Source organism: Gemmobacter caeruleus (assembly GCF_008271655.1).
Taxonomy (GTDB): domain Bacteria; phylum Pseudomonadota; class Alphaproteobacteria; order Rhodobacterales; family Rhodobacteraceae; genus Gemmobacter; species Gemmobacter caeruleus.
The window spans coordinates 117,706-143,875 of sequence record NZ_VKKX01000011.1 but is presented as its reverse complement, the minus strand read 5'-3'; the positions used below and the strand labels follow the sequence as shown (position 1 = coordinate 143,875).

At 67.3% G+C, this 26,170-nt stretch carries 28 protein-coding genes; 18 read left to right on the top strand and 10 right to left on the bottom strand.

All coding sequences use genetic code 11. From position 1 onward, the window contains the following. Window position 1: 1 nt before the first annotated feature. Window positions 2-562, bottom strand: a complete 561-nt coding sequence (locus tag FOA17_RS03040) for a F0F1 ATP synthase subunit delta (protein WP_149140013.1) — start codon at window positions 560-562, stop codon at window positions 2-4. Window positions 563-934: 372 nt separating this feature from the next. Here FOA17_RS03040 and FOA17_RS03035 point away from each other — a divergent pair, with 372 nt between their 5' ends. Next, window positions 935-1,483, top strand: a complete 549-nt coding sequence (locus FOA17_RS03035) for a L,D-transpeptidase (protein WP_149140012.1) — start codon at window positions 935-937, stop codon at window positions 1,481-1,483. Window positions 1,484-1,502: 19 nt separating this feature from the next. Here FOA17_RS03035 and FOA17_RS03030 read toward each other — a convergent pair whose 3' ends face one another. Beyond that, window positions 1,503-2,264 (bottom strand): class I SAM-dependent methyltransferase, encoded by a 762-nt coding sequence (locus FOA17_RS03030; protein WP_149140011.1) that lies wholly within the window; start codon window positions 2,262-2,264, stop codon window positions 1,503-1,505. A 62-nt stretch (window positions 2,265-2,326) separates the two neighbouring features. Here FOA17_RS03030 and gloB point away from each other — a divergent pair, with 62 nt between their 5' ends. From gloB to FOA17_RS03015, 3 genes are all read left to right on the top strand, one after another. Next, a complete protein-coding gene (gene gloB / locus FOA17_RS03025; RefSeq protein ID WP_238991709.1) occupies window positions 2,327-3,088 on the top strand; it encodes a hydroxyacylglutathione hydrolase in 762 nt (253 codons plus the stop codon). Window positions 3,089-3,270: 182 nt separating this feature from the next. Next, on the top strand, window positions 3,271-5,592 hold the full coding sequence (gene clpA, locus FOA17_RS03020; protein WP_149140009.1) for an ATP-dependent Clp protease ATP-binding subunit ClpA: 2,322 nt from the start codon (window positions 3,271-3,273) through the stop codon (window positions 5,590-5,592). Beyond that, window positions 5,589-6,536, top strand: coding sequence for a M23 family metallopeptidase (locus FOA17_RS03015; protein ID WP_149140008.1), 948 nt, complete (start codon window positions 5,589-5,591; stop codon window positions 6,534-6,536). Before clpA ends, FOA17_RS03015 begins: the two co-directional genes overlap by 4 nt. On the opposite strand, the gene FOA17_RS03010 is transcribed toward FOA17_RS03015, so the two are convergent. Beyond that, on the bottom strand, window positions 6,528-7,496 hold the full coding sequence (locus FOA17_RS03010) for a DUF2125 domain-containing protein (RefSeq protein ID WP_162528156.1): 969 nt from the start codon (window positions 7,494-7,496) through the stop codon (window positions 6,528-6,530). The two genes, FOA17_RS03015 and FOA17_RS03010, sit on opposite strands and share 9 nt — an antisense overlap. 60 nt (window positions 7,497-7,556) lie before the next feature. Between FOA17_RS03010 and FOA17_RS03005 the strand changes: the two genes are divergently transcribed. The 3 genes from FOA17_RS03005 to FOA17_RS02995 all read left to right on the top strand — a co-directional run bounded on the left by FOA17_RS03005 (window position 7,557) and on the right by FOA17_RS02995 (window position 10,888). Further along, window positions 7,557-8,078: a gamma-glutamylcyclotransferase gene (locus tag FOA17_RS03005; protein WP_149140006.1), complete on the top strand. Its 522-nt coding sequence runs from the start codon at window positions 7,557-7,559 to the stop codon at window positions 8,076-8,078. A gap of 64 nt (window positions 8,079-8,142) precedes the next feature. After that, window positions 8,143-9,303, top strand: a complete 1,161-nt coding sequence (locus tag FOA17_RS03000) for a biopolymer transporter ExbB (protein WP_149140005.1) — start codon at window positions 8,143-8,145, stop codon at window positions 9,301-9,303. A gap of 1 nt (window position 9,304) precedes the next feature. Next, window positions 9,305-10,888: a peptidoglycan -binding protein gene (locus FOA17_RS02995; protein WP_149140004.1), complete on the top strand. Its 1,584-nt coding sequence runs from the start codon at window positions 9,305-9,307 to the stop codon at window positions 10,886-10,888. Window positions 10,889-10,980: 92 nt separating this feature from the next. Here the strand turns inward: FOA17_RS02995 and FOA17_RS02990 are convergent, their stop codons facing one another. The 7 genes from FOA17_RS02990 to FOA17_RS02960 form a co-directional block, all read right to left on the bottom strand. Then, the gene (locus tag FOA17_RS02990) at window positions 10,981-11,901 is read right to left on the bottom strand and encodes an extensin-like domain-containing protein (protein WP_149140003.1); all 921 of its coding nucleotides are present in this window, start codon (window positions 11,899-11,901) and stop codon (window positions 10,981-10,983) included. Between the two features lie 35 nt (window positions 11,902-11,936). Further along, window positions 11,937-12,860: a prephenate/arogenate dehydrogenase family protein gene (locus FOA17_RS02985; RefSeq protein ID WP_149140002.1), complete on the bottom strand. Its 924-nt coding sequence runs from the start codon at window positions 12,858-12,860 to the stop codon at window positions 11,937-11,939. Beyond that, a complete protein-coding gene (gene hisC, locus FOA17_RS02980) occupies window positions 12,857-13,942 on the bottom strand; it encodes a histidinol-phosphate transaminase (RefSeq protein WP_149140001.1) in 1,086 nt (361 codons plus the stop codon). Before hisC ends, FOA17_RS02985 begins: the two co-directional genes overlap by 4 nt. A 114-nt stretch (window positions 13,943-14,056) precedes the next feature. Then, window positions 14,057-14,593 carry a TIGR00645 family protein gene (locus FOA17_RS02975; RefSeq protein ID WP_149140000.1) on the bottom strand — a complete coding sequence of 179 codons (537 nt, stop codon included), beginning with the start codon at window positions 14,591-14,593 and terminating at the stop codon, window positions 14,057-14,059. A 128-nt stretch (window positions 14,594-14,721) separates the two neighbouring features. Beyond that, a complete protein-coding gene (gene rpsD / locus FOA17_RS02970) occupies window positions 14,722-15,342 on the bottom strand; it encodes a 30S ribosomal protein S4 (RefSeq protein WP_149139999.1) in 621 nt (206 codons plus the stop codon). Window positions 15,343-15,491: 149 nt separating this feature from the next. Further along, on the bottom strand, window positions 15,492-16,598 hold the full coding sequence (locus FOA17_RS02965) for a Hint domain-containing protein (RefSeq protein ID WP_149139998.1): 1,107 nt from the start codon (window positions 16,596-16,598) through the stop codon (window positions 15,492-15,494). A 124-nt stretch (window positions 16,599-16,722) separates the two neighbouring features. Beyond that, window positions 16,723-17,634 (bottom strand): lipid A-modifier LpxR family protein, encoded by a 912-nt coding sequence (locus FOA17_RS02960; RefSeq protein WP_149139997.1) that lies wholly within the window; start codon window positions 17,632-17,634, stop codon window positions 16,723-16,725. Window positions 17,635-17,874: 240 nt separating this feature from the next. Here FOA17_RS02960 and FOA17_RS19690 point away from each other — a divergent pair, with 240 nt between their 5' ends. The 11 genes from FOA17_RS19690 (at window position 17,875) to FOA17_RS02910 (ending at window position 26,141) form a co-directional block, all read left to right on the top strand. Beyond that, window positions 17,875-18,018: a hypothetical protein gene (locus tag FOA17_RS19690; RefSeq protein ID WP_162528155.1), complete on the top strand. Its 144-nt coding sequence runs from the start codon at window positions 17,875-17,877 to the stop codon at window positions 18,016-18,018. Next, window positions 18,015-18,182, top strand: a complete 168-nt coding sequence (gene hemP / locus FOA17_RS02955; RefSeq protein ID WP_420841676.1) for a hemin uptake protein HemP — start codon at window positions 18,015-18,017, stop codon at window positions 18,180-18,182. Before FOA17_RS19690 ends, hemP begins: the two co-directional genes overlap by 4 nt. A 29-nt stretch (window positions 18,183-18,211) precedes the next feature. Next, window positions 18,212-19,480, top strand: coding sequence for an imelysin family protein (locus FOA17_RS02950; RefSeq protein WP_149140616.1), 1,269 nt, complete (start codon window positions 18,212-18,214; stop codon window positions 19,478-19,480). A gap of 16 nt (window positions 19,481-19,496) precedes the next feature. Continuing rightward, window positions 19,497-19,796: a (2Fe-2S)-binding protein gene (locus FOA17_RS02945; RefSeq protein WP_149139996.1), complete on the top strand. Its 300-nt coding sequence runs from the start codon at window positions 19,497-19,499 to the stop codon at window positions 19,794-19,796. Next, window positions 19,744-20,229, top strand: a complete 486-nt coding sequence (bfr, locus tag FOA17_RS02940) for a bacterioferritin (RefSeq protein WP_149139995.1) — start codon at window positions 19,744-19,746, stop codon at window positions 20,227-20,229. Before FOA17_RS02945 ends, bfr begins: the two co-directional genes overlap by 53 nt. 81 nt (window positions 20,230-20,310) lie before the next feature. Further along, the gene (locus tag FOA17_RS02935) at window positions 20,311-21,018 is read left to right on the top strand and encodes a cytochrome c biogenesis CcdA family protein (protein ID WP_162528154.1); all 708 of its coding nucleotides are present in this window, start codon (window positions 20,311-20,313) and stop codon (window positions 21,016-21,018) included. Window positions 21,019-21,030: 12 nt separating this feature from the next. Beyond that, a complete protein-coding gene (locus FOA17_RS02930; protein WP_149139993.1) occupies window positions 21,031-21,438 on the top strand; it encodes a thioredoxin family protein in 408 nt (135 codons plus the stop codon). A gap of 84 nt (window positions 21,439-21,522) precedes the next feature. Continuing rightward, entirely contained in the window at window positions 21,523-23,043 is a 1,521-nt protein-coding gene (locus FOA17_RS02925) for a di-heme oxidoreductase family protein (RefSeq protein WP_238991708.1), read from the top strand. Further along, complete coding sequence (locus FOA17_RS02920) at window positions 23,043-23,996, top strand: imelysin family protein (RefSeq protein WP_149139991.1); 954 nt, start codon at window positions 23,043-23,045, stop codon at window positions 23,994-23,996. The genes FOA17_RS02925 and FOA17_RS02920 overlap by 1 nt, the downstream gene beginning before the upstream one ends. A 4-nt stretch (window positions 23,997-24,000) precedes the next feature. Next, entirely contained in the window at window positions 24,001-25,071 is a 1,071-nt protein-coding gene (locus FOA17_RS02915; RefSeq protein WP_149139990.1) for a DUF1513 domain-containing protein, read from the top strand. 101 nt (window positions 25,072-25,172) lie between these two features. Then, the gene (locus tag FOA17_RS02910) at window positions 25,173-26,141 is read left to right on the top strand and encodes a type I glyceraldehyde-3-phosphate dehydrogenase (RefSeq protein ID WP_149139989.1); all 969 of its coding nucleotides are present in this window, start codon (window positions 25,173-25,175) and stop codon (window positions 26,139-26,141) included. The last annotated feature ends 29 nt before the right edge of the window (window positions 26,142-26,170 follow it).

The following is a 26,170-nucleotide window of genomic DNA, read 5'->3' as shown; positions in this document are numbered from 1 at the left end:
CTCACCCAACCTCTTTCATTGCATTCTGGAGAGCCGCGAGCTTCGAGCGGATCGACGTGTCGATCATGGTCGAGCCCAGCTTGACGACAAGACCGCCGATGAGGCTTTCATCGACGGCAACATTCACTTTCACGTCCTTGCCGACACGCGCCTTCAGCGTCTCGGCCAGCTTGGCCGATTGTTCGGCCGAAAGCGCGGTGGCGGCGGTCACCTCGGCGGTCACCTCGCCCTTTTCGGCGGCGATGCGCGCGCGCAGGTCCGACAGCAGCTGCGGCAGCACGAACAGGCGGCGCTTTTGCGCCATCAGTGCCAGCGTGTTGGCGGTCAGGGCCGACAGGCCCGCCTTGGCGGCCACGGCCGCAATGGCATTGCCCTGATCCTCACGCGAATAGACCGGCGAGGAAATCAGGTCGCGCAGATCGGCAGAAGACGAAAGGGCGGCGTCGAGCGCATCGACATCCCCTTCCAGTGCCTTCAGGCCCTTCGACTCTTTGGCGAGATCGAAAAGGGCAGTTGCGTAGCGCGCGGCAATGCCGGAGGAGATCGAAGCTGTTTCGGACACGACAACCCTTCCGCTGTTTGCCTTGGTTCCGCGCGACCCGGCCTGAACCGACGCGCAGGCCAGAGGCCATTGTTGGCGCATGAAGCCCATGCGTCTCAAATTCGAGGCGTCTCTAGCAGACGCGCCGTAATGCCGCAACCGTGAACAGGCGCGAAAAGCAGGCTGTCTGCCGCAAACATTTGCCCCATTGCGGGCCGGATCGCGCCATGGCTGGACATGCCGCCGAAATCGGCGCCATTGCGCGGGAATCGGCCCGCGGGCCCGGCTCACGGCGGTTCACCTTCGCGTCAACCGGGTCAGCCGCGGTTGCCGCCCCCGACCGCTGCGGGCAGGATGGCGGCGGCAACGAGCAAAGAACGAACAGGAGCCCCCATGCAGACCCGTCGCAGCGCCCTTTCGCTGGGCCTGGCCGCCACCGCCAGCCTTGGCCTGCCCTCGCTGGCGCGCGCCAGCACCGGCGTCCGCGCCAATGCCTCCGGCTTTTCCATGCAGGACTGGCGCGACCATTTCACCAGCCTCGGCAAAGGGGCGATCGTCGCCGACACCGTCTCGCGCGCGCTGCATTTCTGGAGCGCGGATGCCGGGACCTATCGCATCTACCCGACATCGGTGCCCAAGTCGGACGAACTGACCAAGCGCGGCTATACCGAGATCGTGCGCAAGAAGGTCGGGCCCAGCTGGACGCCGACCCCGTCGCAGATGCAGCGTTTCCCCGACTGGAAGCCGATCGGCCCGGGGCCGGAGAACCCGCTGGGCACCCATGCGATGTATCTGGGCTGGCCGGCCTATATCATCCACGGCACCCATGACACCCGCAAGATCGGCCGCAAATCCTCGGATGGCTGCATCGGTCTCTATAACGAGATGATCGAGGATCTGTTCGCGCTGGCACCCATTGGCACCCAGGTGCGGATCATCTGATACCGGGCGGCGCGCAGGGTCAGGGCCGCCGGTTCAGCGCAGGTTCCGGCGCGCCCTGGCCGATGCCCTCCAGCACTTTCAAGGGCTTGCGCACCACTGCCCCCAACCCGCCCCGGGTGGGGGCATAGACCTGCTTGCTGGCCTCGATCATCAAGACCCCGCCGGCGATCCAGGGTGCAAAGCGCCGCCCCGCGCGTTCCCAGAACGCCGCCGTGCGCAGCCAGAACCGCTGCGACGAGGGCGGGGCATAGAGCGCCGCGACATGGCGTTCGGGGGTAAAGCCGTGGCGGCGCAATTGCGCCTCAAGCTGGCCCAGCGAATAGGGCCGGCCAAAGCCGAAGGGCGTGCCATCGCCCCGCGCCCAGAGGCCAGAACGGTTCGGCACCACGAACAGCGCCTTGCCCCCCGGCCCCAGCACGCGATGCGCCTCCTCCAGCACGACCGAGGGCTGTTCCGAGGTTTCCAGCCCGTGCATCAGCACCAGCCGGTCCACGAAGCCGGTCGAAAGCGGCCAGGCGGTTTCCTCGCACAGCACGCTGACATTCTCCATTCCGGCGGGCCAGGGCATCACGCCCTGCGGCCCGGGCATCAGCCCGATGACGCGCCGCGCCTCGGGCAGATAGGGGCGCAGCAGCGGCACGGCAAAGCCGAAACCAGCCACCGTCTGCCCCGCCATGGGCGGCCACATCGCGACCAGCTGGTCGCGGATCGCACGCTGCGCCACACGCCCGAGCTGCGTGCGATAATAGAAGTTGCGCAGATCCAGCACGTCGAGATGCATTGCAGCTGCTTCCGCTTGCCCCCAAATTCAGGGCCACCATAGCCGACATGTCAGGAAACGCCATGCTGCACCTCGTCACCATCCCCTGCCTCAAGGATAATTACGCCTTTCTGATCCATGATGCGGCAACCGGCGCGACCGGCCTGGTCGATGTGCCCGAGGCCGCGCCGATCCGGGCGGAGCTGGCGGCACGGGGCTGGACGCTCAGCCATGTCTTTCTGACGCATCACCATTGGGACCATGTCGATGGCCTGCCCGATCTGGCCATCGGCCCCGAGGTCGCGGTGTTCGGCGCCGCCGCCGATGCCCATCGGCTGCCCGCTTTGACGCAGGCCGTGGCCCCGGGCGACCGCATCGCCTTTGGCAGCACCGAGGCCGAGGTGATCGACGTGTCGGGCCATACCGTCGGGCATGTCGCCTACTGGTTTGCCCAGGCGGGGCTGGCCTTCACCGGCGACAGCCTGATGGCCATGGGCTGCGGCCGCCTGTTCGAGGGCACGCCCGGCCAGATGTGGCAAAGCCTGTCGCGGCTGCGCGCGCTGCCGCCCGAGACGCTGATCTGTTCGGGCCATGAATATACCGAAAGCAATGCCCGCTTTGCCCTGACGCTGGATCAGCCGCCCGCGCTGGTCGAGCGGCTGGACCGCATCGCCCGCGCCCGCGCCGCCGGCCAGCCCACCGTGCCCTCGACCCTGGCCGAGGAAGTGGCGACCAACCCGATGCTGCGCGCCGCCGACCCCGCGATGAAGGCCGCCCTTGGCCTGCCCGATGCATCGGATGCCGAGGTTTTCGCCACGATCCGGGCCTTGAAGGACAAATTCTGAGGCTTAGGTGAATCCAAAGGATCACATTTTGTGACTGATGATCAGCAAATGGGCAAATCTGCGAATTGGGGCTTGAAGCGGCGGCCAGAAAACCGAACTTTAACCCTATGAGGCCAAGGTCGGCATCGAGGCCAAGCCCCGTCAGCGTGGCCCCGCCGTCCAGAAGGAAGGAGCACCGCATCGTGCCATCGTTTTCGACCACCCTTGAACAGGCCATCCACGCCGCGCTGGCTCTTGCCAATGCGCGCCGCCACGAACTTGCCACGCTGGAGCATCTGCTGCTCGCCCTGATCGACGAGCCGGACGCCGCCCGCGTGATGCGCGCCTGCTCGGTCGATCTCGATGACCTGCGCAAGACGCTCACCGATTTCATCGACGACGATCTTTCGACGCTGATCACCGATGTCGAAGGGTCCGAGGCCGTGCCGACCGCCGCTTTTCAGCGGGTGATCCAGCGCGCCGCGATCCATGTGCAATCCTCGGGGCGGAACGAGGTGACCGGCGCCAATGTGCTGGTCGCGATCTTTGCCGAACGCGAATCGAACGCCGCCTATTTCCTCCAGGAACAGGACATGACGCGCTATGACGCGGTGAATTTCATCGCGCATGGCGTGGCCAAGGATCCGAGCTTTGGGGAAAGCCGCCCGATCACCGGGTCGGAGGACAGCCAGCATGAGACGCCCAAGGGCGAGGCGGGCGAGGCCAAGGAATCGGCGCTGTCGAAATATTGCGTCGATCTGAACGTGAAGGCCCGCAAGGGCGAGGTGGACCCGCTGATCGGCCGCGAATCCGAGGTGGAGCGCGCGATCCAGGTCCTGTGCCGCCGCCGCAAGAACAACCCGCTGCTGGTGGGCGACCCCGGCGTGGGCAAGACCGCCATCGCCGAAGGTCTGGCCAAGAAGATCGTCGATGGCGAAACGCCCGAGATCCTTTCGGGCGCCACGATCTACAGCCTCGACATGGGCGCGCTGCTGGCCGGCACCCGCTATCGCGGCGATTTCGAGGAACGTCTGAAAGCCGTGGTGAAGGAGATGGAGGATCACCCCGACGCGATCCTGTTCATCGACGAGATCCATACCGTGATCGGCGCCGGCGCCACCTCGGGCGGCGCGATGGATGCGTCAAACCTGCTGAAACCCGCGCTGCAAGGTGGCAAGTTGCGCTGCATGGGCTCGACCACCTACAAGGAATATCGCCAGCATTTCGAAAAGGACCGCGCGCTCAGCCGTCGGTTCCAGAAGATCGACGTGAACGAACCCTCGGTGCCCGATGCGATCAAGATCCTGCAAGGGCTGAAGCCGAATTTCGAGGAACATCACGACCTGCGCTATACCAATGAGGCGATCAAGTCGGCGGTGGAACTGGCCGCGCGCTACATCAACGACCGCAAGCTGCCCGACAGCGCCATAGACGTGATCGACGAGGCCGGCGCCGCGCAGCATCTGCTGCCTGCCGCCAAGCGCCGCAAGACCATCGGCACCAAGGAGATCGAGGCCGTGGTGGCCAAGATCGCCCGCATTCCGCCGAAATCGGTCTCCAAGGACGATGCGGAGATCCTGCGCGATCTGGAAAAATCGCTCAAGCGCGTGGTCTTTGGCCAGGACAAGGCGATCGAGGCGCTGTCGGCCTCGATCAAGCTGGCCCGCGCCGGCCTGCGCGAACCCGAAAAACCCATCGGCAACTACCTGTTCGCCGGCCCCACCGGCGTCGGCAAGACCGAGGTGGCCAAGCAACTGGCCAATACGCTGGGGGTGGAGCTGCTGCGCTTCGACATGTCGGAATACATGGAGAAACACGCGGTCTCGCGGCTGATCGGCGCCCCGCCCGGCTATGTCGGTTTCGATCAGGGCGGCATGCTGACCGATGGCGTGGACCAGCATCCGCATTGCGTGCTGCTGCTGGACGAGATCGAAAAGGCGCACCCGGATGTCTACAACATCCTGTTGCAGGTGATGGATCACGGCAAGCTGACCGATCACAACGGGCGGCAGGTCGATTTCCGCAACGTGATCCTGATCATGACCACCAATGCCGGCGCGTCGGACATGCAGAAGGCCGCCATCGGCTTTGGCCGCGACAGGCGCACGGGCGAGGATACGGCGGCGATCGAACGCACCTTCACGCCGGAATTCCGCAACCGTCTGGATGCGGTCGTGGCCTTCGCGCCGCTGTCGAAGGACACGATCATGCAGGTGGTCGAAAAGTTCGTCTTGCAGCTTGAGGCGCAGCTGATGGACCGTAACGTCCATATCGAACTGTCGGACGACGCCGCGCGCTGGCTGGGCGACAAGGGCTATGACGACAAGATGGGTGCGCGTCCGCTGGGCCGGGTGATTCAGGAAAACCTGAAAAAGCCGCTGGCGGAGGAACTGCTGTTCGGCAAGCTGCAAAAGGGTGGCGTGGTGCGGGTCGGTGTCAAGGACGACAAGATCGACCTCATCATCGAGGAACCGGGCAAGCCGCGCCTGACCGGCCAGAAGCCGCCGCTGCTGACCGCCGAATGAAAAAGGCGCTGCTGGCGCTGATCCTGGCCCCCGCCCCGGCGGGGGCCTTTGACTTGGCGTTGCCGCTGGATTGCGTGCCGGGCGACAGCTGCTTCATCCAGCATTACCCCGATCACGATCCCGGCCCCGGCCGACAGGATTTCGCCTGCGGCACCATCACCTATGACGGCCATGACGGCACCGATTTCGCCCTGCCCTCGCTGGCGGCGATGGCGGCGGGGGTCACGGTGCGCGCCGCCGCGCCGGGCGTGGTGCGCGCCGCGCGCGATGGCATGCCGGACGTGATCCATGGCAGCGCCGGCGCGCCCGATACCGAAGGGCGCGATTGCGGCAATGGCGTGCTGATCCGACACGCCGATGGCTGGGAAACCCAGTATTGCCACCTGAAACAGGGCAGCATCACGGTGCGGCCGGGCGATCCGGTCGCCCTCGGCACGCCTTTGGGGCAGGTCGGGCTGTCGGGCCGAACCCAGTTCCCGCATCTGCACCTGACGCTGCGACGGCAGGGCCGCTGGATCGACCCCTTCGCGCCCGAGGGCGCCGATCGCTGCGGCACACCCGCGCAAGACCTCTGGGCACAGGATCTGCCGCTTTCGCGCGGCGGCATCATCGGGGCCGGCTTCGCCCCGGACATCCCCGCCTTCGACCGGATCAAGGCCGGAGATGTGCCCGCCCCGGCGGCCGAGGCCCCGGCACTGGTGCTTTGGGCCTATCTTTACGGCACGCAAGAGGGGGATCGCCTGACCCTGACCCTGACCGGACCGCAAGGCGCGGTGGCAGCGCAGGATCTGGCGTTGGAACGGACGCAGGCGCAAAGCTTCCGCGCCATCGGCCGCCAGCGTCGCGATCCGGCCTGGCCGGCGGGGCAGTATCACGGCAGCGCAGAACTGCGGCGCGGGGGCGAAATCCTCGACCGGATCGCGGTCACGCTGACCCTACCGTAGCTGCGGCGCCGGGCCGAGCGGGATCGGCCCGAACATCATGCGCCCATTGGCCAGCACCAGCGGCAGTTTCAGCACACCCGGCTCATCCGATTGCGCGGCCAGGCTTTCCAGCAGCGACCGCAGCGCGGTGCGATACTGTTGCGGCACCAGACCCGAGGCCTCCAGCCCGGCCAGCCCGGCCTGCCAGCCCTCGATCCGCAGATCGACCGTGCCCTCGGCCTGCCCCTGGGGATCGGCGACCAGATCGCCCGCCGCCATGGCCTTGAGCGGCCCCCAGACCAGATGCGCCTCGCGCAGTGACACCCGGCTGATTGCGGGCGGCGCGCCGCGCAGCGCCAGCGGCGCCTCCAGCGTCAGATCGGCCAACAGGTCCACCCGCTCCAGCGTGGCGGGCAGCGCGCCGTTCAGTGCCGCGACAAGCCGCTGATCGGGCACCAGATCCAGCATGCGGAACGCCGCCTGCGCCGTGCCGCCCTCGCCCGCGATCAGGCTGGCATTGGCCGACCCGAAGCCAAGCGCCCAGCCGGCATCGGACCGCAGGCTCGTCCCCTCGGCCACGGCATCGAACCGATCCAGCGGCAGATCGCTGCGCGGCGTCAGGAACAGCGAGGCCTGCATCCGCGTCGATCCGATGGCAACAGTCTGGCCCATGGCGGTCAGCGACTGTTCGTTGGGCAGCGCCGCGATCAGATCCCACGGCTTGTAGCTGAGCGCGAGGATCTGCGCGAAAGGGGCCTGCCAGGCAAGGCCGCCGGCCGTCACGCGCGGCTCGGTCAGCGTCAGGTCGAAACGGCTGGGAAATCCGGCCACCGACAGGCCCTGATGCCGCACCTCCACCCCGCGACGGGCGGCCTCGGCCAGGGCCTCGGTCGCGCCGCGTTCGGCTGCGCGCGCGCCCACGAACCAGTAGCCGCCGTAAAGGGCGGTCAACAGCACCACGATCCAGGCCAATGCGCGCATTCCCGCCCCTTTTCCTTTGTTCGCCACCTCTTTACTAAGACCGGGAAGGGAGGGCCAGAGATGTGGGTCTTCGGTTACGGTTCCTTGATCTGGCATCCGGGCTTTCCGGTGGCCGAACGGCGCATCGGCCGCGCCCATGGCTGGCATCGCAGTTTCTGCATGCGGTCGATCCACCATCGCGGCACCGAAACCGCGCCGGGGCTGGTGCTGGCGCTTGACCGCGCCGCGGGCGCCTGTTGCGACGGCGTGGCCTTTCGGGTGACCCCGGGCGCCGAGGCCGCGACGCTGGCCGAATTGCGCGAACGCGAGCTGGTATCCTCGGCCTATCTGGAACAGCATCTGCCGGTGCAATGCGGCGATGAGCTGCTGGATTGCCTGACCTATGTGATCGACCCCGATCACGTCCAGTATTGCGGCGGGCTGGCGCTGGAGGAACAGGCGCAGATCATCGCCGGTGCCACGGGCGGGCGCGGGCCGAACCGCGATTACCTGTGGAACACCGCGGCGCATCTGGCGGAACTGGGGATCGGCGATGCCGATCTGGAATGGCTGTCGGAACGGGTGCGTGAGCTGACCGCCTAAACGCTTGGCAGACGGGGCCGCCGGGCCTATCCTGCCCCAAAAGCCCCGAGCAGCAGGCCCCCTTATGACCCGACTGGCCCCGAGCGCCACGCCCGTCTTTGCCCAGCCGATCCGGCAAGTCACCCTCATGCTGATCGTCATCAGCCTGGTCGCCGCCGGGGCCTGGGTCATGCTGCCGGTGCTGCGCGGGGTGTTCGCGGCGAACCCCTTGCTCAACGGCTTCATCGCGGCGGTGTTCCTGCTGGGGGTGCTGACCTGTTTCTGGCAGGTCTGGCAACTGGTGCAATCGGTCAGCTGGATCGACGCCTTCGTGCAGGATCGCCCGGGGGCCGAGGCCAAGGCCGCACCCCGCATCCTGGCGCCGCTCGCCGCCCTTTTGGGCGCACGCACCGCGCGGATGCAGATCTCGTCCAGCTCGTCACGCTCCATCCTCGATTCGGTGGCGACCCGCATCGACGAAGCACGCGACATCACGCGATACCTTGCCAACCTGCTGATTTTCCTGGGCCTTCTGGGCACCTTCTACGGGCTGGCCACCACGGTGCCGGCAATTGTGGAAACCATCCGGTCACTGGCACCGCAAGAGGGCGAGTCTAGCCTCGATATCTTTGGCAAGCTGATGGGCGGGCTGGAAAGCCAGCTTGGCGGCATGGGCACGGCATTTTCCTCCTCGCTGCTGGGGCTGGCCGGGTCACTGGTGATCGGGCTGCTGGAACTGTTCGCCGGCCATGGCCAGAACCGCTTTTTCCGCGAGCTGGAGGAATGGCTGTCCTCGATCACCCGCATCGGGTTCGAGGGCGGCGAGGGCGACAGCGGCATGGGCCAGTTGGCGCATGTGCTGGATAGTCTGGGCAGCCAGATCGACAATCTGCAAATGATGTTCACCGAGGCCGATGTCAGCCGCAATGTGGCCGATGACCGGATGGGGGAACTGGCCGTGGCCATCACCCGGCTGGCCGCCCGGCTGGAGGCGCAAGAGACGCAATCCACCCTGCTATTGCGCATCGCCGAGGGCCAGGACCGCATCGCCGCCGCCCTGAGCGGCGAGGAGGGCGGGCCGCATATCGACGCCGAAAGCCGGATGCGGCTGCGCTCGATCGACGTGCAGCTCTTGCGGATCCTTGAGGAGATTTCGGCCGGGCGGCAGGAAAGCCTGGCCGACCTGCGCGGCGATCTCTCGGCGCTGACGCAATCTGTGCGGCAGCTTTTGCGGGCGCGGGGCTGAGATGGGCCTGTCGCGTCGCGGATCGGTGCGCAATTCCGACGGGATGGTCTGGCCCGGTTTCGTCGATGCGGTGACGACGCTGCTGATGGTGCTGATGTTCGTGCTGACCATCTTTACCGTCATGCAATCAGTGCTGCGCCAGACCATCGACACGCAGGGGAACGAGTTGGACGCGCTTTCGGCGCAGGTGGCGCAACTGGCCGATGCGCTTGGGCTGGAACGCAAACGCGCGCAGGGCTTGCAGGCCGAGGTCGGCAGCCTGACCGCAAGCCTCGCCGAGGCCCGCGCCAAGGGCGAGGAACAGGCCGACCTGATCGCGACGCTGGGTGCGCAACTCTCCACAGCGCAGGGCGCGCTGAGCGCGGCGCAGGGCCGCATCGCCAGTTTCGAGGCGCAGGTGGCCAGCCTTCTGGCCGAACGCGACGCCGCGCGCGGCGAGGTGACCACCCTGACCGCCTCGGTCGCGGATCTGAAGGCCGCGCAGGACAAGCTGATCTCCGAGCAGGAGGCGCTGAACCTCGCGCTGGCCAAGGCGCGCGAGGAGGTGGACGCCGAGAAAGAGGCCGCGCGCCTGGCCGCCGCCCGCGCCGATGCGGTGGCAGCGCTGGCCGAAAAGCTGCGCGCAGACAATGCCGCGCAGGGCGTGGCGCTGTCTGAGGCCGAAGCCGCGCGGCTGGTCGATGCGGCCGCCTTGCAGGATTTGCGCGACAAGCTCAAGGCGTCGGATACCGAACTCGCGGCGCTGACCCTCTCGCTGGAGGAACAGCGCAAGCAGGCCGAGGAAACGCTGACCCTGCTGGCCGCTGCGCAGGGGGTGGAGGCGCCCGGCGCGTCCCTTTTGGACACCGCCCGCGCCCTGCTGGAGCAGCAAAAGGGCCGATCGACCGAGGCCGACCGGCGCGTCGCACTGCTGAACGAACAGATCGGCGCGCTGCGCGGGCAGCTGGGCACGCTTCAGGCGCTGCTCGATGCCGCCGAAGCCCGCGATGCAGAGGCCAGGGTGCAGTTGGAAAATCTGGGCGGGCAGCTCAATTCCGCGCTGGCGCAGGTCGCGGCGGAGCAAAAACGCCGGGCCGAACTGGAGGAAGCCGAACGCAAGCGGCTGGAGGCCGAGAATGCCGATCTGGCAAAGTTTCGGTCGGAATTCTTTGGCGAGTTGCGGCAGGTGTTGACCGGGCGCGAGGGCGTGCGCATCGTCGGCGACCGTTTCGTGTTTTCGTCCGAGGTGCTGTTCACCCCGGGATCCGCCGATCTGGCGCCCGAGGGCCGGTCGCAGATCGCGGGCGTCGTGGCGACCTTGCAGGATATTGCCGGCCAGATCCCGCCCGGCATCGACTGGATCATCCGGGTCGATGGCCATACCGATGACGTGCCGCTGTCAGGCACCGGCGAGTTCCGCGACAATTGGGAGCTGAGCCAGGCGCGCGCGCTGTCGGTGGTGCGCTACATGCAGGATCAGCTGGGCTTTCCGCCCAACCGGCTGGCCGCGACCGGCTTTGGCGAATGGCAGCCGGTGGCGCCGGGCACCAGCGCGGAGGCGCGGGCACAGAACCGCCGGATCGAGCTGAAGCTGACCGAGCGCTGACCCAGCGCCGTGCGCGGGAAGGCAGACCCCGGAGGGGTTTTGCACCCCTCCGGAACACCCCGCAGGATATTTTTGAACAGATGAAGGGGCGGTCAGCGGCAGTAGGTGCGGTTGCGATAGCTCACGATATCGACGTGAAGGTGATCTTCGTGATGCCCGTCGGAGCCGGGCCCCAGTGTAGTGCCGAAGGGGCCGCAGGCGGCCTTGTGCGCCGCCTTCATCGCCTTTGACTTGCGGTAGCTGCCCTGCACCGACAGCGCGGTGCCATCGGCCAGCACGAAGGCCGCGACATCGAGCGCGCGGCCCCGGCCATGTTCCGACACTTTGGCGCCCTTGATGCCGTTGCGCGGGCGGCAGACATAGCTGCCGGCAATTTGCAGTTTCACCACCTGACCTGCGAAGGCCGGTTGCACGCCGCGTTCGATCCAGGTTTTCGCGGCGCGGGCGGTATCGCAGGTGATGGTGGCGGGGATGGAGAATTTGACCCCGGCGATTTCGGTGACCTTGACCGGATCGTCGATGCCGCAGCCCTTGACCCGGCTGGTGATCGGCGCGATCGCCTCGCCGCGGATCGAGGGGTCGCCACAGACCGAGCCCTTTTTCGGCAGCACCGCCGTCTTGCCCGGCAACACGCGGACGGCGGCGGCCTTGAACAGTTTGGCGCCGCCAGGGCCGGCCTCGCCGCTTGTATCGAGGGCGCGCGGGCGCGCCTTCGGGCGCAGCAGTGGGCGCACCGGCGTGGTGGCGGCCAGTTCGACGACGCTTTCCGGGTCGATCCTGGGGGCGGCGAGGTCTTCGATTACCCGGGCATAGCGTTCGGCCAGCCCGTCGGGGCGGGGCAGCGGCCGGGCCAGCGGCACGATGGCATTGGCGGTGGAGACGGTGGCCAGCACCATGACGGCGGGCAGATCAGGGCGTGGTTTCGGCATGGGAGAGGTGGTGACCCCCTCGGCCCGCGCCGTTCCGGCGCAGAACAGAGATGCGGCGACCAGCGCCCAAGCAGCCTTTTTCATGCCCGATCCCCCGACCCGTTCACACAATGGCACCCTTACGCGGGCGGTTGGCCCCGCCCGAAATCCGGGGCGGCCGTATCCTGCCCCGCTTCGATGATCCCCCGCCGGATCGCGCGTGTCCGGGTGAAATAGGCGTGAAGATGATCGCCATCCCCCAGCCGGATCGCCCTTTGCAGCGCGAAAAGCTCTTCGGTGAACCGTCCGAGAATATCCAGCGTCGCCTCCTTGTTCGTCAAGAACACATCGCGCCACATGGTGGGGTCACTGGCGGCAATCCGCGTAAAGTCGCGGAAACCCGCCGCCGAATACTGGATCACCTCGCTGTCGGTCACGCGGCGCAGGTCATCGGCGACGCCCACCATCGTATAGGCGATGAGGTGCGGCGTATGCGAGGTGACGGCAAGGACGAGATCGTGATGAGGGGCCTCCATCTCATCGACCTTGGCGCCCATGGCCTCGTAGCACTGGCGCAGGTGGCGCGTCGCCTCGGGGTCGCTGCCGGGCACCGGGGTCAGCAGCCACCAGCGGTTGCGGAACAGCGTGGCAAAGCCCGAACGCGGGCCGGAATGTTCGGTGCCCGCGATCGGGTGGCCGGGGATGAAATGCACGCCTTCGGGGATATGCGGCGCCACCGCCTCGATCACCGCCTGCTTGACCGAGCCGACATCGGTGACCGTGGCACCGGGCGCCAGATGCGGGCCGATCTCGGCGGCGATGGCCCCCATGGCGCCCACCGGCACCGCCAGCACGACCAGATCGGCCCCCTGCACCGCCGCGGCGGCGGTTTCGGTCACCCGGTTGACAAAGCCGATCTCAAGCGCCGTGGCGCGGGTTTCCGGCGATTTGGCAAAGCCCACGATCTCGGTCGCGAGCCCGTATTCCCGCATCGCATGTGCCATGGACGAGGCGATCAGCCCCAGCCCGATCAGCGCGACCCGATTGTAGATCGGCGCGGTCATTTGACCCCCTTGAACTGACCGATCGCATGGGCCACCCGGCGGCACGACGCCTCGTCGCCCACGGTGATGCGCAGGCAATGCGGCAGCTTGTAGCCGGAGACGCGCCGCACGATCAGGCCCTGTTCCTGAAGGAAGGTATCGCAGGCCTCGGCCTCGTCGGGGCTGGCAAAGCGTGCCAGCACGAAATTGGCCATCGACGTGTCCGAGGGCACACCGAGCGCTGCCAGCGCCTCGGCCAGCCAATGCCGCAGGCGGGCGTTTTCCGACCGGCAGCGCGCGACGTAATCCTGATCGCGCACCGCGGCCTCGGCGGTTTCAAGCTGGGTGTTCGACAGGTTGAACGGGCCGCGAATGCGGTTCAGCACGTCGATGATGGCCTTGGGGCCATAGCCCCAGCCGATGCGCAACCCGCCCAGCCCGTAGATCTTGGAGAAGGTGCGCGTCATCACCACATTCGGCATCGCCTCGATCAGCGACAGCCCGGCGTCAAAGCCCTCCACATATTCGGCATAGGCACCGTCCAGCACCAGAATGGCCTGCGGCGGCAGGCCGCGCGCCAGCCGCGCCACCTCGCCGGCGGAAATCATCGTGCCGGTGGGGTTGTTGGGGTTGGCGATGAACACGAGCTTGGTGCGGTCGGTGCAGGCGGCCAGCAGCGCATCCACATCGGTGGTGCGTTCACGCTCGGGCACCTCGACCGGGGTCGCGCCGGCCGCCAGCGCCGAGATGCGATACATCAGAAAGCCGTGTTCGGTATACAGCACCTCGTCGCCCGGCCCGGCATAGGCCTGGTTCAGAAAGTGGATGATCTCGTCCGAACCGACGCCGCAGATGATGCGCGCGGCATCCAGACCATGCGTATCGGCAATGGCCTGACGCAGCGCGGCGTGGTCGGTCGAGGGGTAGCGATGGAGTTGATGCACCGATTTGGCGAAGGCTTCCTTCGCCTTGTCCGACGGCCCGAACGGGTTTTCGTTCGAGCTGAGCTTCACCACATTGCTCACGCCCGCGACATGGGCCTTGCCACCTTCGTAAAGGGCAATTTCCATGATCCCGGGTTGCGGGCGAATGGCCTCGGTCATCGCTGTCTCCATTGGCTTGCCCGGCCCGTTTAGCCGCCGCCCCGGCACTTTGCCAGCCTGATCTTGGTGGCAGATGCGCGAAAGGGCCGCGACTGCGGCCCTTCTGCGTCTGGGTCAGTGTTTGCTGGTGCGCGCCGCCAGCCAATCCATCAGGGCCAGCAGCACGCCCGAGACGACGAAGGTCAGGTGGATCACCACCAGCCAGAGCAGCTTTTCACCGTTCAGCGCCGCATCGCCCGACTGTTTGCCGACCTCCATGAAGACCTTGAGCAGATGGATCCCCGAAATCGCCACGATCGAGGCAATGAGCTTCATCTTCAGCCCCGAGAAATCGACCTTGCCCATCCAGCTGGGCCGGTCGCGCTGATCGCCCAGGTCGAGCTTGGAGACAAAGTTCTCATAGCCGGAAAACAGCACGATCAGCAGCAGGTTCGCCGCCAGCGACAGGTCGATCAGCGTGAGGATCGCCAGGATCGCCTGATCGGCGGTCAGGGTAAAGGTCTTGGCCGCGTAATAGACCAGTTCCTTGGTAAAGACGATCGTCAGCATGCCAAGGCTGACCACCAGCCCCAGATACATCGGTGCCATCAGCCAGCGCGAGGCGAAAAGCCCCTGTTCAAACCGGCCCTCTATACTGTTCCTGTCAGCCATTCCCGCGTCCTGTCCGCTTGTTTCTGCACCTGCGAGATAGGCCGCGCCCCGGCGGATGGGAAGGGGCCGCCATGAAAAAGGGCCCGCGAAACGCGAGCCCTTCCCCAAAGCACAAGTGACGCGAAGGATCAGTTCTTCGCGTAGTATTCGACGACGAGGTTCGGCTCCATCACGACCGGATAGGGCACATCGCCCAGCGAGGGCGTGCGCACGAATTTCGCGGTCATCTTGGAGTGGTCCACCTCGATATAGTCCGGCACGTCACGCTCGGTCAGGGCGACGGCTTCCAGCACGATGGCCAGTTGCTTCGACTTCTGACGCACTTCCACCACGTCGCCTTCCTTGACGCGGTAGGACGCGATGTTGACGCGCTTGCCGTTGACCAGGACGTGACCGTGGTTCACGAACTGACGGGCGGCAAAGACGGTCGGCACGAACTTGGCGCGGTAGACCACCGCGTCCAGGCGGCGCTCCAGCAGGCCAACCAGCATCTCGCCGGTGTCACCGCGCACGCGCTCGGCTTCGGCATAGATCTTGCGGAACTGCTTTTCGGTCAGGTCGCCATAGTAGCCTTTCAGCTTCTGCTTGGCGCGCAGCTGGGTGCCGAAATCCGACAGCTTGTTCTTGCGGCGCTGGCCGTGCTGGCCCGGGCCATATTCGCGCTTGTTCAGCGGCGACTTGGCGCGGCCCCAGATGTTTTCGCCCATGCGGCGGTCGATCTTGTACTTGGCAGCGGTGCGTTTGGTCATCGCTGATCTCCTTCCAACTGTGAAGGGCGTTGTCCTTTCCCGGAGACCGGGCGACAGGCATCCCCTTGCGGGGGCCACCAACACCAATGAAAAGCCCCGGAATCGCTTCCGGGACCATGGCGGGGCTTATACAGGCAAACGCCCTGCGGTCAATGCGCAATCGACGGCGGCGCAAGGGCCGGGCGGACCTGCATCTCGTGGCGCATGATCGCCGCCTCCGAGGCCGACAGGTTGCGCCTTGCATAGTCGCCATAGCGGTCGGGATCGGCGTCGATATCGGGCAGGATCGCCAGCAGGGCGGCACGCTGCCCCTCCTCGATCATGTCGAGCGCGGTATTCGCCGGGTGGAAGCTTTCGGTCTCCAGCCCGTTGGCGAACAGGATGTTGTGCCGCTCCAGCAGCAGGTGAACATAGGTCACCTCGCGCAGGGCCTGATCCACCAGAATGGAATGGTCGTTCAGCAGATCCTCGGCCGCGACCAGCACCTCGTCGCTGTTGAACAGCGCCCGCGCGGCGGCGCCCTTGACCAGCATCCGGTGCTGGGGCGAGACCAGCAGGTCATCCTCGGGGCGCCCCGTGCCCAGGGCGCCGGCGCGCAACCGGATCGGCCGCAGATGCGGCATGGCGTAAAGCCGCGCCCCGGTCATGCGGCGATGGCCGGTCCACAGGATATCCTGCGCCCCGTTATCCTTGGTCTGGACCCGGTCGCCGGGGCGCAGATCCTGCACCAGGCGCGGACCATCGGGCGTGGCGATCCGCGTGCCGGGGGTAAAGCAGATCACCCCGCCCGCATGACGCGCCCCCGCACCGCGATGCGTGCGGTCGATCGAGACCCGCACCACCCACATGTCGCGCCCCTCGGGCGGCAATTCGCCCAGGAACATCGCCAGCCGCGCGCCGGTATCGGGCACGTCGATCAGCGTCACGGCATGGGACTGGTGCCCGTCGGTGACGATAAAGCCCTGCTCCGGCTCGTCCATTTCGGGCGGTGCCGGTTCGGGTTGGGCCAGCGATTGCCGGCCAAGCGATGCGCCGACCAGGCGGCGCACCATGCGCGCCGCACGCCGGCGGAGTTCCGCTGCCCCCTCGGCCCCATCCAGAATCAGGACATTCTGCGGCCCATCGACCCGCACGGGCACACCCGTCCAGCGCCAGGCGGCGCCGACTGCCAGCATGTCCGGCGATGCCCCGGGCACCCCGTCCGTTTCCGTCTGTGACCAAGAAATGACAAACGTGCCACGAGAGCCCGTTTTCATATGCCTGTATGCCTGCTCGTTTTCTTTTTATGAGCAAAGGTTAACAGGCGATGATTCGCTTGGCTATGACCAATCGGCAACAATGCGCCGAAAGCCATCGCATGACGCTGAGGAAGGTTGCAGGTCAGAACCGCAGATTCACCCGCAGCGACCCGACGACCTGTCCTTCGTCCTGGCGTTCATATTCCTTGCCCAGCCAGGTCACGCCATAGAACGCCTCGGCCTTTTCGCCCTGCCAATGCAGCCCCGCGCGCAGCCGGCTGCGCTGTGCCCTGGCGTCGGCCGGGCCGCTGGCGGGCAGATAGGCGCTGCCGAAGACATGGGCGACATCGCCGCCCAGCGTCAGGCTCAGCCCCGGTTCGGCGGTGCCCGCGATGCCCAGCACCCGGTGGCCCGTCACCGTGTCGCGGGTGAACAGCCCCTCATGCCCGAACCGCCCCAGCACCATGTCGCCCCCCAGGCGCACATAATCCTCGACCCCGGCCTGCGCCTCGGCAAAGGGGCGCAGCACCACGCGGTCCGACAGCGCAAAGCTGCGGCCCAGTTCAAGGTTCAGCGTCGGATGCACACCATCGGGGATCTGCGAGCCCAGCACCGAAGGCCGGTCCAGCCCCATCAGCTGATGCACCTCGCGCTGAAAGGCGCCGACCTTGGTCTGCGGGCCGGTAAAGACCAGCTCGGCCCCCAGCCGCGCCTCCAGCCCCCACAGCGCCCAATGCGTCGCCAGACCCGGCGCGATGACCCCGGCATAACGGCGGTCGGGGTTGGCGGTGGTCAGGCTTTCGGGCGCGATGATCTCGCTACGCAGGCGCTGTTCCAGAATCGCGCCAAAGCTGTCGGGCAGCGCGCCACCCCAGCGGTCGCCGCGAAACCGGCTGACGGAATAGGCGCCGGTGCGCCAGCGGTCATGCGTATCGCCAAGGGCATCATTGGTGAACAGTCGCGCAAAACCCAGCGTCACACGCTCTTGCGCCGTGGCCACAGAGGCGATCGACAGGCCGACGCCCAGCGTCAGCAATTGGAGAACCCGTTTCATCCGTCTTCCGTGCTTCAGGCCCCCCAGCCTGCGCCAAGCCTAGGCGCTGCCCCGCCCTGCGGCAAGGGGCGACAGGCCGGGCGCGGCCCGGATCGCGCGGCCGGTGCAGCCCGGCCACACCCCAAATTTCCAAGTAAAAGAATCAGGCTTTACAAAACCTATTCTTTTTGTCACCTTTTGCCTGTCCAAGCCAACCCGCCTCGGGTCAGCCGGATAAGACCCGCAATTCCCGAGGTTCCGATGATCGCGAAAGATACTGCCCCTTGGCGCGCGCCGCCCCTTGAACCGACCCTGACCGAAATGCTGCGGCAGGCGCTTAACGGGCTGATCCCGCCGACGCCGGACTTCATGGCCCTTTTCGACCGGATGGAGACGCCCCGATGAACATGCAAGTCGATCCCCGCAGCCTGATGCCGCTGACCGACAACACCCCCTGCCACGATGCCGAAAGCCTGACCGGCGGCGGCAATCTGGCGCGGATCGTGTTGCAGGGGCAGGTCTATTCGCTGCGCATCACCCGGGCGGGCAAGCTGATCCTGACCAAATGACCCGTCACATGACCGCGAAGAAAGACCCCATGCCCCGCCTGACCCTGACCGCCCTTCTGGCCACCGCCGCCCTGCCCGTCCTTGCCCCTGCCGCCCATGCGGTGACAGAGGCAGAGGTGGTGCAGACCTATGCCGATCTTGCCCAGGCGGGCTATGGCGACAGCCTGACCACCGCCCGCGACCTGCAAGCGGCGGTGGCCGCGCTGGTCGCCGCGCCCTCGGCGCAAACCCTTGATGCCGCGCGCAGCGCCTGGAAGGCCGCGCGCGTGCCCTATCAGCAGACCGAGGCATTCCGCTTTGGCAACCCGATCGTGGATGACTGGGAGGGCCGGGTGAATGCCTGGCCGCTGGACGAGGGGCTGATCGACTATGTCGATCCCGGCTATGGCCAGTCGGAGGAAAACCCGCTCTCCACGCTCAATGTCATCGCCAGCCCGCAGATCACCATCGGCAGCCGCCAGATCGACGCGACGCAGATCACCCCCGCGCTGATCCGCGACAGCCTGCACGAGGCCGACGGGATCGAGGCGAATGTCGCCTCGGGCTATCACGCCATCGAATTCCTGCTTTGGGGTCAGGATCTGAACGGCACCGGCCCCGGCGCCGGGAACCGCCCCTTTACCGATTTCGCCCCGGGCACCGATTGCACCGGCGGCAATTGCGACCGCCGCGCCGCCTATCTGACCGCCGCGACAGAGCTTCTGGTCAGCGACCTGGAGGAAATGGCCGCACACTGGGCCGCCGATGGCGCCGCACGCAAGGCCGTCACCGATGACCCCGCCCGCGGCATCCGCGCCATGCTGACCGGCATGGGCAGCCTGTCCTATGGCGAACAGGCCGGTGAGCGGATGAAGCTCGGCCTCATGCTCAATGACCCCGAGGAAGAGCATGACTGTTTTTCCGACAACACCCAGAACAGCCATTTCTATGATGGCCTGGGCATCCGCAACGTCTATCTCGGCAGCTATACCCGGCCCGATGGCAGCACGATCTCCGGCCCTTCGCTGTCGGAACTGGTGGCGGAACGCGACGGCGCGCTGGATACCCGGCTGCGGGCCGAACTCGACGCCTCGGTCGCGGCGCTTCAGGCGTTGAAGGACGCGGCCGATGGCGGCTTTGCCTATGACCAGATGCTTGAGGCCGGCAACCAGAAGGGCGCCGCGCTGATCATGGGGGCGGTCGATGCGCTGGTGACGCAGACCGCCTCGATCGAACGCGCGGTGACGCTGATGGGCATGACCGATGTCTCGTTCGAGGGGTCCGACAGTCTCGACAACCCCTCGGCCGTGTTCCAGTGACCTGGGGGCCGCGCGCATGATCGTCTGCCACTGCATGTCCATCTCCGATCGTGACATCCGGGCCGCCGTGGACTGGATGCGCGCGGCCGATCCCGAAACGCTGATCACCCCGGGCAAGGTCTATCACGCGCTTGGCAAGCGCGCCGATTGCGGCGGCTGCATGCCGCTTTTTCTGGACACGATGCGGCAATGTGCCAATCTCGAAGTCCCCATCCACCTGCGCGGCCTGAAACGCCGCGCCCCAGAGACAGGGAAAATTTCCGATGAAGGGCGACCCCAAGGTCATCGACTATCTGAACGCCGCGCTGCGGTCTGAATTGACGGCGGTCAGCCAGTATTGGCTGCATTACCGCTTGCAGGAAGATTGGGGCTTTGGCCATCTCGCCGACAAGTCGCGCGCCGAAAGCATCGAGGAAATGGGCCATGCCGACCGGCTGATCGCCCGGATCATCTTTCTGGAGGGGCATCCGAACCTGCAAAAGCTCGATCCGCTGCGCATCGGCCAGACCGTGCGCGAAACGCTGGAATGCGACCTTGCCGGCGAACATGACGCCCGCACGCTGTATATCGAGGCGCGGCGCCATTGCGATGCCGTAGGCGATTATGTCAGCCGCGCCCTGTTCGACGCGCTGATCACTGACGAGGAAGGCCATATCGACTTTCTCGAAACCCAGATCGGCCTGTTCGACAAGCTGGGCGAGGAACGCTACGGGCTGCTCAATGCCAAGCCCGCCAGTCAGGCCGAATGACCCACACATCGGCGTGAGCGGCGCATCGCGGCTGTAACACCGGCGCGAATGCTGCGAAATGTCTTCGGAAGGAGACGTTTCATGGACCTGATCCTCGGCTATCTGGCCGGCGTGGCGACGCTGCTCAACCCTTGCGTCCTGCCGATCCTGCCCATCCTCGCCGCCGGCGCCTTGCAGGAGGACCGGCGCGCGCCGCTCTGGCTGGCGCTCGGGCTGGCGGGGGCCTCGACGCTGGTGGGGTTCGGGCTGACGGTGCTGGGCCGGGTCGCCGGGTTCGGGCCGGAAAGCCTTGCACGGTTCGGCGGCTACGCGCTTGTGGTCTTTGCCATCCTGATGCTGCTGCCCGCGCGCTATTCACCCTTTCACCTGCTGGCCCCGGTGGCCGGACAGGCGGCCGACCGTTCCGCCCGGCTGGGCGGATCGGCACCCGCGCATCTGGCGGGCGGCGCGCTGCTGGGGCTTGCCTGGTCGCCCTGCATCGGGCCGACCATGGGCGCGGCGGTGGCGCTGGCCTCGACCGGCAGCCGGCTTCTGTGGTCCTTTCTCATCATGACGGCCTATGGCGCGGGGCTGGTCACCATCCTTGTGCTGCTGGCTTATGGCGGGCGCGCCGTCATCCAGCGGCGCAAGGCCTGGCTTGCGCGCCTTGCCGCGATTGCCCCGCGCATCATGGGGGCAACGCTGCTGCTGGTCGGCCTCGGCCTCAGCTTCAACCTGCACAAGACGGCCGAGATCTGGTTGCTGGATCATCTGCCCGACGCCTTTCTTTCCCTGTCCACCCGTATCTGACCGGAGGTTCCCATGATCCTGATGCGCCGCAGCCTGATCGCCCTTGCCCTGCTGGCCCCCGTGGCCGCCTTTGCCGCGGGTTTTGACACCGTGAAACCCGCCACCCCCGCCGATGTGCAGGCGGCACAGGCGCGGGGCGAGGCGGTCTTTGTCGATTTCAAGGCCAGCTGGTGTTCCACCTGTCGCGCCCAGGAAAAGGTGATCGGCGCCTTGCTGGAGGAAGACCCGAGCCTTGCGCAGAAGATCACCTTTCTGTCGCTCGACTGGGATCAGTTCGCCGATGACCCCTTTACCACCGGGCTGAACGTGCCGCGCCGGTCCACCCTGATCGCCTTCAAGGGCGATACCGAACAGGGCCGCATCATCGCCGGCACCGACCGGGACGAGATCAAGGCGCTGATCCACAGCCTGCTGCCCTGATCGACAAAGACGAAAGTGACGCATTGCGCTGGCCGGCAAATTTCCGATAAATACACTCGGAAAATAACCGGCCAGATGACTCGCATGATCTTTCGCTCCGCCCTGCTCCTGACCCTTTCGCCTCTGGCCGCCGGACTGGCGGTTGCACAGACGCTGGATGACCGCCACCTGCCCGTGATGCCGCGCAGCCAGGCCGAAGCCGCCCGCATCGCCGGGGTGCTGGCCCCGCCCGAGGATTTCAGCCGCCCCGAACCCTTTGAGGACAAGCCCGGCGGTGCCGCCACCGTGCGCGCGACCGATACGGCCGACGCCTTTTCCCACAGTTCGGCCAATATGCCCTTCGCCCGCGAGATGGATTTCAAGCTGGGCAACGGGCTGTTCCGCAAGACCTGGGTCGCGGCGCCGGCCTCAACCAAGGCTTCTGACGGGCTGGGGCCGCTATACAACGCCCGCGCCTGTCAGGATTGCCACCTGAAGGACGGGCGCGGCCATACGCCCGAGGGGCCGGACGACCCGCGCGTGTCGATCTTTCTGCGGCTGTCGATCCCGGGCGGCGATCCGGTGCCCGGCATCGAAGACTGGCTCGCCACCCTGCCCGAGCCGGTCTATGGCGGCCAGTTGCAGGATTTCGGCGCCCCCGGCCATGCGCCCGAAGGCCAGATGCGGATCGACTGGCACGAGGTGCCGGTAACGCTGGCGGATGGCAGCGTGGTCAGCCTGCGCGCGCCCACTTATGCGGTGACGGATGCGGGCTATGGCGCGCTGCATCCCGACACGATGCTGTCGCCGCGCGTGGCGCCCCAGATGATCGGGCTGGGCCTGCTGGAGGCCATTCCCGCCGCCGATATCCTGGCCCATGCCGACCCCGACGATGCCAATGGCGACGGGATCTCCGGCCGCGCCAATATCGTGCCCAGCGTGGAATATGGCGTGCCGATGCTGGGCCGGTTCGGCCACAAGGCCGGCAATCCCACTGTGCGCGAACAAAGCGCCGGGGCGTTTTCCGGCGATATGGGCCTGTCGAACCCCTTGCACCCCGCGCCCTGGGGCGAATGCAGCGACGGCCAGACCGCCTGCCGGGGTGCCGAACACGGGCAGGAACCCGGCCTGCGCGACGGGCTGGAGGTGGATGGCAAGAGCCTCGATCTGGTCACCTTCTATTCCCGCAACCTCGCCGTGCCCGAACGGCGCGGGCTGGACGACCCAACAGTGCTGCGCGGCAAGGCGCTGTTCCATCAGGCGCAATGTGCCGCCTGCCATGTGCCGAAATTCGTGACCAACCGCCTGAAAGACCAGCCGGAACAAAGTTTTCAGCTGATCTGGCCCTTCACCGACCTGCTCTTGCATGACATGGGCGAAGGGCTGGCCGACAACCGCCCCGAGGGGCGCGCGACGGGCCGCGAATGGCGCACCGCGCCGCTCTGGGGCATCGGGATGACCGAACAGGTTTCGGGACATAGGCAATTCCTGCATGACGGCCGCGCGCGTTCCCTGCTGGAGGCGATCCTGTGGCATGGCGGCGAGGCCGAGGCCGCCCGCGATACCGTGGCCGCGATGCCGGCCGAAGACCGCGCCGCCCTGATCGCCTATCTGGAAAGCCTGTGATGAAACGCCTTTGCCTGATTCTGTGCCTGGCCGCCGCGGCCCCCGCCCATGCCGATGTGGCCGAGGCCGTGCGCGACCATGCCCTGCCGGGGCTGACCCGCTTTGCCACCGCCACCGCAGCGCTGGCGGCGGAAACCACCTGCGACGCCGCGCCCTTGCAGGCTCGCTGGAACGATGCCTTTGACGCCTGGCTGGGCATCGCCCATCTGCGCCTTGGCCCGGTGGAGGAGGAGGGCCGCGCGCTGGCCATCGCCTTCTGGCCCGACCCCAAGGGGATCGGCGCCCGCCAGACCGAGGCGCTGCGCCGCGCCGCCGATCCGGCGGTGCTGGCCCCGGCCAGCATGGCGGAACAATCGGTCGCGCTGCGCGGGCTGTTCGGGCTGGAACGGCTGCTTTACGCAGAGGCCGCGCCGCAGGGCTATGACTGCGATCTGATCCATGCGCTGTCGCGCGATCTGGCGCGCATGGCCGCGGAAACCCGCGCGGGCTGGCAGGACGGCTTTGCCGCGGCGCTGCTGCATCCCGGCCCCGGCGGGCGCTACCTGACCGAAACCGAGACCCGGCAGGCGCTGCTGACCGCATTGATCACCGGGCTGGAATTCAACGCCGACACCCGCATCGGCCGACCGCTGGGCACCTTCGACACCCCGCGACCGGAACGGGCGGAGGCCCGCGCCTCGGGCCGGTCGGCGCGCAATATCGCGCTGTCGCTCGCGGCGCTGCGCGATCTGGCAGCCCGGTTGCACCAGCCGATCCCGCAGACCGAAGCCGCGTTTGACCGTGCCATCGCGCAGGCAGGCGCGGTCGATCTGGCCCGTCTGGCCGAACCGCAGATGTGGCTCAAGGCCGATATCCTGGCGCAATCCATCCGTGCCGCCCGCGATGCGGCGCTGGCAGAGCTTGCCCCTGCCCTGGGGGCGGGCGTGGGCTTCAACGCCGCGGACGGGGATTGAGCCGATGCAGCGCCGCGGTTTCCTCACCAGCCTTCTGGCGGCGACGGCCGCGCCCGGCCTGACCTGGGCCGATGCCGGCAGCCCCGCCTATCTTGCCGCCGCCCAGACCAATGCGGGGGGCTTTGCCCTGCACGGGCTGACCACCGGCGGCGACAGCCTGTTCGCCCTGCCCCTGCCCGCGCGCGGCCATGCCGCCACCGCCCATCCGCGCCGCCCGCTGGCCGTGGCCTTTGCCCGCCGCCCCGGCCTTTACGCGCTGGTGATCGACTGCGCGCGCGGCACGGTGCAGGCCCGCCTGACCCCGCCCGAGGGGCGGCAGTTCAACGGGCATGGCACCTTTTCCGCCGATGGCGCGGTGCTTTACACCGCCGAGCAGCGGGCCGACACCTCCGAAGGGCGGATCGGGCTGTGGGACAGCACCAGCTGGCAGCGGCTGGACGAGATTGCCAGCCACGGCATCGGCCCGCATGACCTGCGCCGCCTGCCGTTTTCCGACGATCTGCTGGTCGCCAATGGCGGCATCGCCACCGAATCGACCGACCGTAGCAAGCTGAACATCCCGACCATGCGGCCCAATCTGGCGCGCCTGACGCCCGAGGGGCGGCTGGTATCGCTGGCCGAACCGCCCGAGGCGTTGCGGCAGAACTCGCTCCGCCACCTGGCGCTCTTGCCCGATGGCCGCGCCGCCTGCGCCCTGCAATGGGAGGGCGACCCGGCCGAGATGCCGCCCCTGCTCGCGCTGTGGAACGACGGCCGGCTGAGCTTTCACGCCCCGCCGCTGGAACTGGGCGACGCGATGCGCAACTATGCGGGGTCCATCGCCTATGGCCGCGCGACGGGCGAGATCGCGCTGACCTCGCCCAAGGGCGGCACGGTGCAGGTGTTTGACGACCGGGGCAGCTTCCTGCGCAACCTGCGCCGCGCCGATGCCTGCGGCGTGGCCGACGGGCCGGGCGGCTTTGTGGTGACCGATGGCAATGGCGCGCTGTCGCGGCTGACGCGGGACGGGCTGGCGCCGCTGACCGCGCTGCCCTTGCAGTGGGACAATCACCTGATCGCACTAGAACGCGCCTGAAATCACCCCGCGGGCTTGTATCGGTCACAATTTGATCAAATAAATCAATTGCATCCCGGCGCGCGCCGTGGTCAATCTGCGGCAGGAAACAGGAGGCCGGGATGCGCGTCTTCATCAATGGCTTTGGCCGGATCGGGCGGTCGGTGCTGCGCGCCTGGGCCGAGGGTGCCGCGCCGGGGATCGAGATCTGCGGCATCAACGACATCGCCACCCCGGAAATGTGCGCCTATCTGTTTGAATATGACAGCGTCTTTGGCCCGTTTCGCGGCAGTGTCGCGCTGGAGACCGGGGCGCTGATCGTCAATGGCCGCGCCATCGCGCTGCACCGCACGCCCGATCTTTCGACGCTGGATCTGCATGCCACCGATCTGGTGATGGAATGCACGGGTCGTGCCGATGCGCGCGAGGTGGCCGAACGCGGTCTGCGGGCCGGGGCGCGGCGGGTGCTGATCTCTGGCCCGTCCAAGGCCGCCGATTTTACGGTGGTGCTGGGCGCCAATGAGGCCGGGCTGACCGATCAGCCCATCGTGTCGAATGCCTCTTGCACCACCAATGCGCTGGCGCCGCTGGCGCGGCTTTTGCATCGCGAATGGGGCATCGTGACCGGGTCGATGACCACGATCCACTGTTATACCGGCAGCCAGCCCACGGTAGACGCCCCCGCCGCGGATTTCGCCCGGTCTCGTGCGGCGGCGCTGTCGATGGTGCCCACGACGACATCGGCGCAGCGGCTGGTCGATCTGGTGCTGCCGGAACTGGCCGGGCGGCTGGAGGGGTCGGCGGTGCGGGTGCCGACGGCCAGCGTCTCGGCGGTGGATCTCTGCGTGATGACCGAACGCCCGGCGACGGTGGCGGCGGTGAACGCGGCCTTTCGTGCCGAGGGCGGCGTGATCGGCGCGACCGAACGCGCGCTGGTCTCGACCGATCTGCGGGCGCGGCCCGAAAGCATCGTCATGGCCTGCCCGGAGACCCGCGTGACCCGGGGCGGCATGCTACGGGTCTTTGGCTGGTATGACAATGAATGGGGCTTTTCCAACCGTATGCTGGATGTGGCGCGGCTGATGGGCTGAGGCGCCTGTGGCACCTGCGGACCGGGGCG

Bases quoted from the DNA above. Each gene is read 5' to 3' on its own strand.
- FOA17_RS03035 (WP_149140012.1), top strand. From the start codon at position 935: ATGCAGACCCGTCGCAGCGCCCTTTCGCTGGGCCTGGCCGCCACCGCC.
- FOA17_RS03030 (WP_149140011.1), bottom strand. From the start codon at position 2,264: ATGCATCTCGACGTGCTGGATCTGCGCAACTTCTATTATCGCACGCAG.
- gloB (WP_238991709.1), top strand. From the start codon at position 2,327: ATGCTGCACCTCGTCACCATCCCCTGCCTCAAGGATAATTACGCCTTT.
- FOA17_RS03015 (WP_149140008.1), top strand. From the start codon at position 5,589: ATGAAAAAGGCGCTGCTGGCGCTGATCCTGGCCCCCGCCCCGGCGGGG.
- FOA17_RS03010 (WP_162528156.1), bottom strand. From the start codon at position 7,496: ATGCGCGCATTGGCCTGGATCGTGGTGCTGTTGACCGCCCTTTACGGC.
- FOA17_RS03005 (WP_149140006.1), top strand. From the start codon at position 7,557: ATGTGGGTCTTCGGTTACGGTTCCTTGATCTGGCATCCGGGCTTTCCG.
- FOA17_RS03000 (WP_149140005.1), top strand. From the start codon at position 8,143: ATGACCCGACTGGCCCCGAGCGCCACGCCCGTCTTTGCCCAGCCGATC.
- FOA17_RS02995 (WP_149140004.1), top strand. From the start codon at position 9,305: ATGGGCCTGTCGCGTCGCGGATCGGTGCGCAATTCCGACGGGATGGTC.
- FOA17_RS02990 (WP_149140003.1), bottom strand. From the start codon at position 11,901: ATGAAAAAGGCTGCTTGGGCGCTGGTCGCCGCATCTCTGTTCTGCGCC.
- FOA17_RS02985 (WP_149140002.1), bottom strand. From the start codon at position 12,860: ATGACCGCGCCGATCTACAATCGGGTCGCGCTGATCGGGCTGGGGCTG.
- hisC (WP_149140001.1), bottom strand. From the start codon at position 13,942: ATGACCGAGGCCATTCGCCCGCAACCCGGGATCATGGAAATTGCCCTT.
- FOA17_RS02975 (WP_149140000.1), bottom strand. From the start codon at position 14,593: ATGGCTGACAGGAACAGTATAGAGGGCCGGTTTGAACAGGGGCTTTTC.
- rpsD (WP_149139999.1), bottom strand. From the start codon at position 15,342: ATGACCAAACGCACCGCTGCCAAGTACAAGATCGACCGCCGCATGGGC.
- FOA17_RS02965 (WP_149139998.1), bottom strand. From the start codon at position 16,598: ATGAAAACGGGCTCTCGTGGCACGTTTGTCATTTCTTGGTCACAGACG.
- FOA17_RS02960 (WP_149139997.1), bottom strand. From the start codon at position 17,634: ATGAAACGGGTTCTCCAATTGCTGACGCTGGGCGTCGGCCTGTCGATC.
- FOA17_RS19690 (WP_162528155.1), top strand. From the start codon at position 17,875: ATGATCGCGAAAGATACTGCCCCTTGGCGCGCGCCGCCCCTTGAACCG.
- hemP (WP_420841676.1), top strand. From the start codon at position 18,015: ATGAACATGCAAGTCGATCCCCGCAGCCTGATGCCGCTGACCGACAAC.
- FOA17_RS02950 (WP_149140616.1), top strand. From the start codon at position 18,212: ATGCCCCGCCTGACCCTGACCGCCCTTCTGGCCACCGCCGCCCTGCCC.
- FOA17_RS02945 (WP_149139996.1), top strand. From the start codon at position 19,497: ATGATCGTCTGCCACTGCATGTCCATCTCCGATCGTGACATCCGGGCC.
- bfr (WP_149139995.1), top strand. From the start codon at position 19,744: ATGAAGGGCGACCCCAAGGTCATCGACTATCTGAACGCCGCGCTGCGG.
- FOA17_RS02935 (WP_162528154.1), top strand. From the start codon at position 20,311: ATGGACCTGATCCTCGGCTATCTGGCCGGCGTGGCGACGCTGCTCAAC.
- FOA17_RS02930 (WP_149139993.1), top strand. From the start codon at position 21,031: ATGATCCTGATGCGCCGCAGCCTGATCGCCCTTGCCCTGCTGGCCCCC.
- FOA17_RS02925 (WP_238991708.1), top strand. From the start codon at position 21,523: ATGATCTTTCGCTCCGCCCTGCTCCTGACCCTTTCGCCTCTGGCCGCC.
- FOA17_RS02920 (WP_149139991.1), top strand. From the start codon at position 23,043: ATGAAACGCCTTTGCCTGATTCTGTGCCTGGCCGCCGCGGCCCCCGCC.
- FOA17_RS02915 (WP_149139990.1), top strand. From the start codon at position 24,001: ATGCAGCGCCGCGGTTTCCTCACCAGCCTTCTGGCGGCGACGGCCGCG.
- FOA17_RS02910 (WP_149139989.1), top strand. From the start codon at position 25,173: ATGCGCGTCTTCATCAATGGCTTTGGCCGGATCGGGCGGTCGGTGCTG.